The sequence below is a fragment of the Streptomyces sp. AgN23 genome (assembly GCF_001598115.1).
GTDB classification, from domain to species: domain Bacteria; phylum Actinomycetota; class Actinomycetes; order Streptomycetales; family Streptomycetaceae; genus Streptomyces; species Streptomyces antimycoticus.
This window is the reverse complement of record NZ_CP007153.1, coordinates 8,612,970-8,623,889: the sequence shown is the minus strand read 5'-3', so window position 1 is coordinate 8,623,889 and position 10,920 is coordinate 8,612,970. Positions and strand designations below refer to the sequence as shown.

Here is a 10,920-nt window from a genome sequence, read left to right as displayed (position 1 = left end):
GCTCGTCGCCCCCCGTCAATCCCGGGCGGCGGCGGTCTGCGCCGCGCGCTCGTCCACGTAGGCGGCGAGCGTGTCGAGCGAGTCGACCAGCTCGACGCTGAGGTCCTCGTCCTGGATCTGTATGCCGAACTCGTTCTCCACCCAGATGAGGAACTCCAGCCCCATCACCGAGTCGATGCCGACCGCCTCGCGCAGGCCCGTGTCGGGCACCGCCTGGGGGGCGAGATCCAGCCGCAGTGATTCCACCAGCACGCGGCGCAGACGGTCCTTGGTGTCGTTCATCAGACCTCCGTACGTTGTCGGGCGGCCCGGGAGGGCCGGATGTTGTGCCAGTCGTGGCTCGCCGGAGTGGCCACGGTCGCCGGATGGGTGGCTTTCACCGGATCGGTCGCCGTTTCACAGGTAGCCCATGGCGCCCAGCGCCTTGGCGGTCAGATCCTCTTCGCTCAGCCGCGCCGTTTCCCCGGCTCTCCCGGACGCCACCGCGGAGGCGGTCTCCCCGGGGGCGAGGAAGGCCCGTCCACCCTCCGCGCCGCCCCACTGGAGCGGGCGGCCGTGGACGGCGGCCGGGAACGTCAGGCCGGCCTCCTCCAGCAGCGTGGGCATCAGATCGGCCAGCGCCACGGGCGCGGTGCGGCGGCCGGGCGCAAGGCTCGTCCCGCGCAGCGCCCACATCCCCAGGTAGCGGTGCATGCCGGTCTGCTCGCTGGGCCGCCACAGCGGGCCGCCGATCGCCGGGCTCGCCAGCACGCCCTCGTCGGCGGGGATGAGCAGCAGATCGGGGGCCGCGTGGGTCATCGGGCCCGGGTAGGCGTCCTCGCGCGGCAGCGCGGCGGCGAAGACCGGTGCGCCGGTGTCGGGGGCGCGCAGCCCCAGCAGCAGCTCGGCGACCTCGGCCAGGACGGGGCCCGGGTCGGTCACCGTGCCGTCGCGCTGGCGGCCCGCGAGGTTGACGTTGACCGCGTAGCAGCCGGGCGTGGGCATATAGGCGCGGGTACGGGTGAAGTCCACCTCGCGTCCTTCGGCCCGGAACCAGTCGGCGAGGCCGTCGCCCTCGGCAGGCGATGCGGCGGCGGGCCGGGTGGCCAGCAGCCCGGCCTCGGCGAGGACGGCGTTGACGGCGACGTTGTAGCGGCCCGGCCCGAACCCGTGGTCCGACAGCAGCAGTACGGGCGTCTCGTCGCCCACCACGTCGAGGATCTCGCCGAACACCTCGTCGATCGCGAGGTAGGTGGCGCGGATCGCGTCGGCCCACTCCTGGCGGTCGGGGGCGGTGTGGCGGTCGTGGCAGGCGTCGGCGAAGTGCCAGTAGTGGTGGCAGATGCGGTCGATCTCGGTGATGACCGCCATGAAGACGTCGACCGGGCGCTCCCGCAGCACGTACTGGATCGTCCGGCCGCGCGCCCTGACGTGCTCGACGGCGGCCTCCGCGTAGGACAGATCACCTTGGAACATCGCGGCGATGTCGGCCTTGAAGCCCGCGCCCGCCCGGGCCAGCTCCCCCAGCAGCCCCGGCGGTTCGCTGTAGCGCAGGGTCCGCGCCAGCGGCCAGGTGAGCTGGTAGCCGGGGACTTCGCGGGGCGGGTGGGACATCGGCACATTGACGAGCCCGACGCTCCAGCCCTGCCGGGCGAACCACTCCCAGGCGGTGTCGCAGCCGTAGTCGCCGGTGCCGACCAGGCGGTCCCCGTAGACCGGGTCCTGGGTGTCGAAGAATTGGTAGATGCCGTGGCCGCCGGGGCGGCGCGCGGTGACGAACGTGCTCCAGCCGGGCGCGGTGTGCGCCGGCCATGTGGTGGTGGTCGGGCCGTGTGCGCTGTCGGCGAGCAGCTTCCCGAGCACCGGCAGCGCGCCCTCGGCGACCAGCGGCTCGATCAGCTCGAGACTGCCCCCGTCGATGCCGAGCACGACGGCCTTGGGTGGTGCGGTATGCGGCATGGTCGGTCCCCCCTGCTCACCGCTTGTGGAGCCACGGTATGCAGCCTGACAACTAAAGTCAAACATCCTCATTGACTTTGGTCATCACGCTCGCAATCATCGAGGTCATGAGCGCTACCTCCGCTGTCGTCTTCGACCTGGACGGCGTCCTGCTCGACACCACCGAGAACATGCGCCGTGCCTTCGCCGCCACCTGGCGGGCCGCCGGGCGGCCGGGCGATCCGCCGTTCACCACGTTCCTGGCCCATATGGGCGCACCGCTGCCCCGGATCCTCGATGCCCTGGGCCTGCCCACCGAGTTGGCGGCGGTCTACGCGGCCGAGAGCACCCGCCATATCGAGCTGGTCACCGCGCACCCGGGCATCCCGGTGGTGCTGGCCTCGCTCGCCTCGGCCGGGGTGCCGACCGCCGTCGCGACCGGCAAGACCCACGAGCGCGCCCTGCAGGCGCTCACCGCGGCCGGGATCGCCCACGGTCTGGACGTCGTGATCGGCAGCGACCAGGTGACGCGGCCCAAGCCCGATCCGGAGATCGTGCTGACCGCGCTCGCCGCACTGCCCGACGCCCCTGGCGCGGCACGGGCGTTCTTCGTCGGCGACAGCGTGCTGGACATGCGCTCCGGCCGGGCCGCGGGCGCCACCGTGGTCGCGGCGGGCTGGGGGCAGACCGCCCCGGAGACGCTGCGCGCCGAAGGCCCCGACCACTACGCGGGGACCGCCCTCGACCTGCTCGCCGTGTTCGGGCTGCCCTCCCCCGTGCGGGAGACGTCTCCGGGAGCCCACGATGGCTGAGCCGCTGCTCAACGGCCCGAACCTGGCGCGACCGGGCCGGCGCCGCCCGGAGATCTACGGCACCACGACACTCGCCGGAATCGAGGAGATGGCCGTCAAAGCCGTCCCCGGCCACACCGTGCGGGCCGTGCGGGACGCATGCGAGGGGGCGCTGGTGCGCGCCGCCGGCGACCGCGCGGGCGCCATCGTCGACCCGGGTGCGCCGATGATGGCCGGGCGGAGCCTGCGCGACGCGCTGGAGAGCTTCCCCGCCCCGTGGATCGAGGTCCACCTGTCGAATGTGGGGGCCCGCGAGGACTTCCGGCATCACTCGGCGCTCTCGCCGCCGGCCTCGGGCGTCATCGCGGGCCTGGGCGCCGCTGGGTACCGGGTCGCGGCGCCGGCGCCGCCGGCCAAGATCGAGGGCTGATGCGCCGCGTCGTGGTGAGCCCGCATCCCGATGACGCCGTGTGGTCCTGCGGCGGGATGTTCGGCGCATGGGCGGCCGGCCCCGACGGTCTCACCGTGGTCACGGTCTTCGACGGCGGTCCCGCGGCCGCCGTCCGCCGCGCCGAGGACGCCGCCGCGCTGGCCGCTTGGCCGGTCCGGGCGGTCGGCCTCGGCTTCCCCGACGCCGTGCACCGAGAGGACCGTTACCCGGGGCCGCTGTCGCGCCGCCGCGCCGTGCACCCCGACGACGCGGGGACGGCCGAGGCGGTCGCGGCCGCGCTGGCCCCGTATCTGCGCGAGGGAGACCTGCTGCTGCTTCCGCTGGCCGGACGCACCCATGTGGACCATGTCATCGCGCGTTCGGCCGCCGAGCACGCGGCGGCCGGGACCGCGGTCCAGGTCGCGTACTACGCCGAGTTCCCCTATCGGCCGCCCTTACCGGGCGGGCCCGGTATGGAGGTCACCGAGCACCGGGCCGACTTCTCCGCCTGGCTGCGCGGTGCTCTGGCCTACCGCTCCCAGGTGACGGAGATGTTCGGCGGACCGCTGCGGTTCGGCCGGGCGCTGGCCGGGCACGCCCGCACCCCCGCGGTGTGGCGGGAGCACCGCCTGGCCGCTCAGGACTCCGCGGCCGCGAAGTAGGCGGCCAAACTCCCCGTCAGCAGCAGCGGCAGGGCGCGGACGTCGGCGGTGTCGTGGAGCGAGGCGAACCGCTGGTGGGTGGCTTCGTGCTGCTCCCAGCGGTCGGGGCGGGCGTGGGTGAGGTGGACGCCGGGCGCGCCCTGGTCCACCGTGGGCCGGTGCCCCGCCGCCAGCAGCCGCACCCCCAGTTCCAGGTCCTCACAGCCCCAGCGGGTGCCGAAGCCCTCGTCGAACCCGCCCGCCTGGTCGAACGCCGCCCGCGACAGCGACAGGTTGGCGCCCACACAGGCCAGCCAGCCCAGCCGGGCCGGGGCCGTCCCGGCGGCCACGGCCAGCACGGCCGCCTCCAGGTTGTTGCGGACCAGCCGCTCGCCTCCGTTCAGCACGGCCGCCGCCGCGACCGGGTCGGGGCCATGGGCCGCCAGCCAGCGGCGGGCGACGGGGAATTCCATCAGGGGACCGTGGACGAAGCCGGGCCCGGTGCCGTGGGCGGCGTGCGCGGACAGAAAGCCGGGGCCGGTGAGGATGTCGTCGTCCACGAACAGCAGGCGGGTGCCACCGGCCGCGCGCGCACCGGTGTTGCGGGCGGCGGCACGGCCCAGGCGCGGCCCCTCGACGACCCGGACCGGCGCGTCCGCCGGGACCTCCACAGGCCCCTCACCGTCGCTGACGACGACGATCTCCGCCGAGGGCGGTCCGTCGGCCAGCAGACACGCCAGCGTGGCACGCAGCGACTCCGGCTTGTCCTTCGTCGGGATGACGACGCTCAGCCCGCTCATACGGCCGTGCTCTCCGGCAGGGCCGGCGGACGGCCCGACGCCCGGTAGGCGGCCTCCAGCAGGTCCACCACGGCGGCGGACTCGGCCAGCTCCGCCTCCCAGTCCAGGGTCCCGGAGGCGAAGTCGGCGATGGCCTCCACCTGCGCGTCGTACTCCCGCCCGACCGGGTCCGGCAGGGTGACGCGGCGGTAGGAGCCGGGGCCCCAGGCGGTCAGCGCCGGCTCGGCCACCCGGTTCGGGCTGAACCCGAACGTGCCGGTCAGCACCCGGCGCTCGGCGCCGCCCTCGACGACGAAGCGCGTGCGGTCGGTGGCCACTTCGCTCTCCCAGGCCGCCCGCAGCACCAGCCGCGCCCCGCCCTCGAACTCGGCGCGCACCGTGCCGTCCACCTCCACGTCCACCGGACCCGTGCCGGCCGTGTCGCCACGCCAGGCGGCGCGCCCGGCGGTGTGCCCACCGGCGTACTCGCCGCCCGGCGTGCGCAGTTCGGCCGCCACCGTGACGAGCCGGGGCCGGCCCAGCAGCCCGAGCGCCACGTCGGCCAGATGCCAGCCGAGATCGAGCAGCGCTCCACCACCCGCCGTGGCGCGGCCGGTGAACCACGAGCCGGGGCGCGGCACCCCGCCCGCGCGCAGCCAGCTCGCCCGTACGGTCAGCGGCCCGGGCGGCAGAGCACCGGCCAGGCGCCGTACGTCCTCGCGGCGCACGGCGGCCCGGCTGACCAACAGCCCGACTCCGCGCGCCCGCTCGGCCAGCGTGTCGAACTCCGCGCGGCTCAGGCACAGCGGCTTCTCCACCACCACGGGTATTCCGCGCTCCAGCACGGCGGAGGCCAGTGCGGCGTGGGTGTGGTTGGGGGTGCCGATCACGACCACGTCGGGACGGGCGTCCAGGAAACCGGTCCAGGACATGGCCGCCGGGACACCGGCGGCCTCCGGGTCGTGCACGGCCGCCAGATCCAGGCGCGGATGGCGGCGGATCCGCGGCAGCCAGACCGTCCGGTTGACCCAGCCGTAGCCGAGCAGGCCCACCCGCAGCGCAGCGGTCACCGTGTCACCACGGGGTCGCCGGCCCGCGCGGCCAGTGCGGCGACCACGGTGGCCACGCGCTCCACCACGCGGGGTTCGGCGAGCAGCACCCGGTGGTGGATCCACAGGCCGTGGGCGCCCAGGTCCTCGGCCACCGCGCATCGCTCGGCCAGCTCCGGCACGGGCGTCGTGGGCACCGGGCCCGCCTGGAAGGACCCGGTGCGGTAGACGGGCGGGAAGTTGACGCACGCCGGGACGCCCGCCGCCTTCAGCCCCGCCACCAGCGCGTCGCGCGCCGCCCGGCCCGCCGACGGGTCGAGGGCCACCAGGTACATGTAGTGCGGGTTGACGTCCATCCGCGGGTCGCGGGCCTGCAGGCGCAGCCCGGGCACCTCGGCCAGCAGCGCGTCGAGCAGGGCGGTGCGCTGCTCCCGGATCCGCGTCTGCCCGGCCAGGCGGGCGAGCTGGGCGCGCAGGATCGCCGCCGTGAACTCGCTGACGCGGTAGTTGGAGCCGCCCGTCTCGTGCTGGTAGGTGGTGTCGCCGCGGGGCCGCCCGCAGGTGTGCATCAAGTACGCCTGCTCGTACGTCTTCTCGTCGGGCAGGGTCAGCGCCCCGCCCTCCCCGGCGGTCATCAGCTTGCCGTTCTGGAAGCTGTAGCAGGCGACCGTGGGGAACGCGCCGACCGGCGTCCCGTCCCACACCCCGCCCTGGGCGTGCGCGGCGTCCTGGATGAGCGCCAGGCCGTGCTCGGCGGCCAGGTCCCCCAGCCCGTGCATATCGGCGAGGTGGCCGGCCATATGGACGGGGATGACCGCGCGGGTCGCCGGGGTCAGCGCGGCGCGGACGGCTTCGGGCGTCAGGCAGTAGGTTTCGGGGTCCACGTCGGCCGGGACGGGGATCGCTCCGACGTTCTGCACGGCCAGCGAGGTGCTGATGAAGGTGAACGCGGGCACCACGACCTCGTCGCCGGGCCCGATGCCGTTGAGCCGCAGGGCCAGTTCGAGCGCGGCGGTGCCGTTGGTCACCGCGAGCGCGCGCGGTGCGCCGTTGTACGCGGCGAACTCGCGCTCGAAGTCCTCGTTCTCGGTGCCCGCCGCCCGCCACCACTGACCCTGGGCCAGGACACGCTCCAGCGCGGCGCGCTCGGTGTGGTCGTGCTGGGGCCACGGCGGCAGGTCGTCGGGGTCGATCCGGCGGACGGGGGCCGGGGGCGCGGCTGTCGGGTCGAGGGACATGTCAGAGTCCTTTCGTCGCAGGGGTGCTGCCGCCGGGCGTCACCATCGCGCGGCTCCGTCCACCAGCAGCGTCTGCCCGGTGATGTAGCCGGAGCGTGGCCCGGCCAGGAAGGCCACCGCGTCGGCGACCTCCTCCGGCGCGGCGAGGCGGCGCAGCGCGATGCGCTCGGTGACCGCGCGGTTCTCCTCCTCCGTGTAGAGCGAGGAGCCGGGGCCGGGCTGGACGGCGCCGGGCGCCACGACGTTGACGGTGACGCCGAAGCGGCCGAAGTCCCAGGCGGCCGACGCCGCCCACGCCGACAGCGCGGCCTTGGTGGCCGCGTACTCGGCCTGGCCGGGCATCCCGACGCTTCCGGCGCGGGATCCGACCAGCACGATCCGGCCGCCCCGCTGCCGCAGCATCCCCTTGCCGACGAGCCCGGCCAGCCGGGTCACCGAGTGGACGTTGAGGTCCCACAGGCCGTCGTCGTCACCGGGCGTCAGGACGGAGCGCCGCAGCGTCCTGCCATGGGCGCAGACCAGGACGCCGGGCACGACGCCGCGCTCCCTGATCCGGCCCATCGCGGCGGCCGGGTCGGTCAGGTCGGCCTGGACGGGTTCGAGCGCGCCGATCTTCGCGGAGAGTTCGGCCGCCCGCTCCACGCCCTGGTGGCACACGGGCAGGACGGTCATGCCCGCGTCGGCCAGGGCGTGGCAGATCGCGGCACCGAGCAGGCCGCTCGCGCCGGTCACCAGCGCCACGCGCGGACCGGTCACGGCCGCTCCCGGGCGGCGAGCAGCAGCGTGCAGGCGGGGCGGCCGAGGTGCAGCGTCCGCCGGACGGTCAGCCCGGCGGCGGCCAGCCCCGCGGCCGCCGCCGCCTCGGTGGGCCAGGCGGTACCGCCGTGGGTGAGCCAGTCCAGCCGGGTCTCCGGCGGAACGCCCTCGGGCGCGTCCAGGAACACGTCGTCCACCAGCAGCCGCCCGCCGGGGGCCAGCCGCTCGGCGACGGCACGCAGGTCGGCCGCCGGGCCGTGGATCGCGTTGGCGAGCACCACCAGGTCGAAGACGCCGTCGGGGAGCGGCCCCCGCCCGGCGTAGGTGCCGCCACCTGCGACCCGGTGGTAGACACCGGGCCCGGCGGACACCTCCAGGAGGCTGTGGCCCGCGGCGAAGCGGGCCAGCGCCAGGCCGCTGCGGGCGCGGCGGTGCGCGGCCTCCCCGTGCAGGGCCGTCTCGTAGACCTCGCGCAGCCGCTCGGAGGGCCCCTCCCGGTCGAACGGGCGCCGCGCGGCCCCGGACCGGACGACCTCCGCCAGGGCCTCGCGGGTCACCCACGACCGCGACAGCTCCGCCTCCAGCGCGACCAGCGCCGTATCCACGCCGCCGGTTCCCTCGCCGGTGGTGGGGACGGGGTCCTCGGGGCGCAGCAGCCCGGCGTCCTCGGCGGCGCGCAGCAACTCGGCGCAGGCCGCCTCGTCCAGGCCCAGCCGCACGGCCAGTTCCGGCGCGGTCCCCGCTCCTTCGCCGAGCGCCTCGACGATCCCGAGGTCCACCAGGGCGAAGAGCAGTTCACTGCGCTTGTAGGCGGTGGCGGCGGCGACCAGGGCGTCCCGGCCCGCCAGGGCGAGCGCACGCGGCGGAAGGGGTTTGCCGACCCGGCCGCGCGGCACCTCGCCGACGCACCGGACGCGGTCGGGGACCTTCTGCGGGCCGAGCAGCGCCTTCGCGTGCCCGCCGAGGCCGGAGACGTCCGCGCCCGGTCCGCGCACATGCACCACCTCGGCCTGCAGCGCGACCGAGGTGCCGTGCCGGACGGGGTAGACGCGGGCGTCGGCGATGTCGGGGTGGCGGCACAGCGCGGCCTCGATCTCCTCCGGCGCGATCCACCGGTCCCCGCGCCGGATGGCACGCGTGCGGCGCCCCAGCAGCCGCAGTCCCGCGGCGGGGTCGTAGGCGGCCAGGTCGCCCATGGGGTGCCACGCCTCGCCGTCCACCCGCACCAGCAACTCGCCCTGCGCACCGGGCCGCATATCGGCCCCGTCCGGGGCGACGACGCGGAATTCCACGCCCTCCAGCGGGAATCCGACGCAGCCGGGCGGGCTGCCGGGCGCGCCGCTGAACAGCGCCCCGGTCTCGGTGGAGCCGTAGTTGCGCGCCAGGCCGATGCCGAACGCGGCGGTGAACCGCTCCTCCAGCGCCGCGTCGACCGGCCCGGCACCGACCATGGCCAGGCGCAGCGCGTTGTCCGGCACCGCTCTGCCGGTGCGCTGCGCGAGCAGGCGCGCGACGGTCGGGACGAGTGCGAGCACGGTGGCCCCGGCGGCGATGTGCTCCGCGCAGCGGCCGAGCGCGTTCGGCGGGACCGCGGCGATCGTGCACTCGGCCTCGAAGGCGGCATGCGCCCAGCCCAGCGCGTAGGCGTGCCACAGATGCAGCGGTACCAGCAGCGTGTCATCGGCGCCCAGGCCCGCGTACCGCGCGTGCCGGCGTCCCTCGGCGCGCAGGGAATCCGTCGAACGCGCGACCAGCTTGGGCGCGCCGGTGGTTCCCGAGCTGGGCAGCAGTACGGTGCCCGGCGGGTGGCTCGAGGGCACGGGGTCGCCGGTGACCGTGACGCGGCCGCCGTCCACGACCACGAGGCGTCCGCCTCCGGCCGCGTCCAGGAGCCTGCGGTGCTCGGCGGGCGGCGCGTCGCGGTCGAGCAGCAGCACCACGGCCCCGGCGTCGACCAGCGTCCGGTAGGCCGCGAGCCAGGGACCACCGTTCGCTCCGGCGAGCGCGACGGTCGTCGCGGGATCGACGCCGTCCAGGCCATCGAGCCCGTCGAGCCCGCCCGTGGTGATCGCCAGGTCAGCCACCGCAGCTCACCCCGTCGCGCCCCTCCTTGTAGAGGCGCTTGCGCTCGGCGATCAACTCCCGGATCACCGGCGGGGCGTAGGTGGGGGCCTGGCACAGCTCATCGAGGGTGATCTCGTCCTCGAAGTACATCGACAGCGTGTCCCAGGGCGTGAAGCAGCCCTTGCACGCGTTGAGCCGGGGCCGCTCGGCCAGCAGCGCGGTGTACAGGCCGGTCTCGCCGACCCGCCGCAACGACTCGGCGTGGTCGTCCTCCAGCAGATTGCCCATATTGGAGAACCAGATGTTCGGGCACGGGGTCACCATGCCGTCGCTGAAGGTCGAGATGACCAGGCGCGGCAGATGGCAGCGGAAGGTCCGCTCGCCCTCCCGCAGGAACGACAAGAGCCGGTCGAAGTAGGGGCGGGGCGGCAGCACCGCGGCCAACTCCTCGTAGCGGTCGACCAGCTCCTCGATATGGACGATCTGGTCCGGCCGCATCGCGAACCGCTCGGAGTCGGGGCCCCGCACCGGGAACGGGAAGAAGGTCGGCGGGCGCTCCCGGTCCGCGAGCCAGCGGGCGAACGCCGGCGCCTCGGGGGCGCTGCGGTCGTTCAGCACGCCGTAGATCTCCACCGGCAGGCCGCTGTCGAGGATCGTCTCGATCCGGCGCAGCACCTTGCCGTGCAGCGATTCGGTCTGCACCCGGTGTGAGTTGCCGGAGAACAGATGGCTGTCCAGCGAGACCTGAAGGACCACGTTCTTCCAGCCGCGCAGTTCCTCGAGGTGCTCCTCGCGGACCAGCACCCCGTTGGTCTGGACGATCAGCACCTCGTGCTGGGCGGCCTGCTCGCGCAGATAGTCCATGATCCCGGCGACCAGGAAGATCTCCCCGCCGGTGACCTTGAGCATCGGCGCGCGGAATGTGTCGTCGATGCGCCCGGCGATGAGCGGGAGGCGGCGCCCGAGGAGGCTGCCCTCGGCGTAGCGGTCCCGGGTGGGCGGCCCGAATATCAACTGTGCGTGGTGCGACTGCTTGAGGTTGCTCTGGCCGGTGAGGCAGTACGTGCAGCTGAGATTGCACGAGTCCTCATTGATGACCAGGTCGTTTCCGAGGAGTGTGTCGATCACGGCGCGTCCTTCCGGCAGCGGACGCCCCAAACGCTAACTTTAGTTGGTGACTATCGTCAATACGCCGAACTGCCTCCATCATCCGCAGGTCACAGGATGGTCAGGAGGCGAGTTCCCGGCTACAATA

At 74.6% G+C, this 10,920-nt stretch carries 11 protein-coding genes; 3 read left to right on the top strand and 8 right to left on the bottom strand.

The annotated features are described in order from the left end of the window. Window positions 1–15: 15 nt before the first annotated feature. Both AS97_RS37470 and AS97_RS37465 read right to left on the bottom strand, forming a co-directional pair. Entirely contained in the window at window positions 16–282 is a 267-nt protein-coding gene (locus AS97_RS37470; RefSeq protein WP_059145778.1) for an acyl carrier protein, read from the bottom strand. Between the two features lie 114 nt (window positions 283–396). Further along, window positions 397–1,938: an alkaline phosphatase family protein gene (locus AS97_RS37465; protein ID WP_210566441.1), complete on the bottom strand. Its 1,542-nt coding sequence runs from the start codon at window positions 1,936–1,938 to the stop codon at window positions 397–399. 107 nt (window positions 1,939–2,045) lie between these two features. On the opposite strand from AS97_RS37465, the gene AS97_RS37460 reads away from it, so the two are divergent. Genes AS97_RS37460 through AS97_RS37450 form a run of 3 tightly spaced genes read left to right on the top strand, consistent with a single transcriptional unit; the run spans window position 2,046 to window position 3,800 of the window. Further along, complete coding sequence (locus tag AS97_RS37460; protein WP_063804916.1) at window positions 2,046–2,729, top strand: HAD family hydrolase; 684 nt, start codon at window positions 2,046–2,048, stop codon at window positions 2,727–2,729. Next, window positions 2,722–3,138 carry a type II 3-dehydroquinate dehydratase gene (locus AS97_RS37455; RefSeq protein WP_210566440.1) on the top strand — a complete coding sequence of 139 codons (417 nt, stop codon included), beginning with the start codon at window positions 2,722–2,724 and terminating at the stop codon, window positions 3,136–3,138. Before AS97_RS37460 ends, AS97_RS37455 begins: the two co-directional genes overlap by 8 nt. After that, the gene (locus tag AS97_RS37450; RefSeq protein ID WP_210566439.1) at window positions 3,138–3,800 is read left to right on the top strand and encodes a PIG-L family deacetylase; all 663 of its coding nucleotides are present in this window, start codon (window positions 3,138–3,140) and stop codon (window positions 3,798–3,800) included. Before AS97_RS37455 ends, AS97_RS37450 begins: the two co-directional genes overlap by 1 nt. Here AS97_RS37450 and AS97_RS37445 read toward each other — a convergent pair. Genes AS97_RS37445 through AS97_RS37420 form a run of 6 tightly spaced genes read right to left on the bottom strand, consistent with a single transcriptional unit; the run spans window position 3,776 to window position 10,793 of the window. Continuing rightward, a complete protein-coding gene (locus tag AS97_RS37445; RefSeq protein ID WP_210566438.1) occupies window positions 3,776–4,579 on the bottom strand; it encodes a glycosyltransferase in 804 nt (267 codons plus the stop codon). The two genes, AS97_RS37450 and AS97_RS37445, sit on opposite strands and share 25 nt — an antisense overlap. Next, window positions 4,576–5,628 (bottom strand): Gfo/Idh/MocA family oxidoreductase, encoded by a 1,053-nt coding sequence (locus tag AS97_RS37440; protein WP_059145772.1) that lies wholly within the window; start codon window positions 5,626–5,628, stop codon window positions 4,576–4,578. Before AS97_RS37440 ends, AS97_RS37445 begins: the two co-directional genes overlap by 4 nt. Continuing rightward, the gene (locus tag AS97_RS37435; RefSeq protein ID WP_086708831.1) at window positions 5,625–6,845 is read right to left on the bottom strand and encodes a DegT/DnrJ/EryC1/StrS family aminotransferase; all 1,221 of its coding nucleotides are present in this window, start codon (window positions 6,843–6,845) and stop codon (window positions 5,625–5,627) included. Before AS97_RS37435 ends, AS97_RS37440 begins: the two co-directional genes overlap by 4 nt. A 39-nt stretch (window positions 6,846–6,884) precedes the next feature. Then, window positions 6,885–7,601: an SDR family oxidoreductase gene (locus AS97_RS37430; protein ID WP_059145770.1), complete on the bottom strand. Its 717-nt coding sequence runs from the start codon at window positions 7,599–7,601 to the stop codon at window positions 6,885–6,887. Beyond that, entirely contained in the window at window positions 7,598–9,685 is a 2,088-nt protein-coding gene (locus AS97_RS37425; protein WP_210566437.1) for a fatty acid--CoA ligase family protein, read from the bottom strand. The genes AS97_RS37430 and AS97_RS37425 overlap by 4 nt, the downstream gene beginning before the upstream one ends. Next, on the bottom strand, window positions 9,678–10,793 hold the full coding sequence (locus AS97_RS37420; protein WP_059145768.1) for a radical SAM protein: 1,116 nt from the start codon (window positions 10,791–10,793) through the stop codon (window positions 9,678–9,680). Before AS97_RS37420 ends, AS97_RS37425 begins: the two co-directional genes overlap by 8 nt. Window positions 10,794–10,920: the final 127 nt, after the last annotated feature.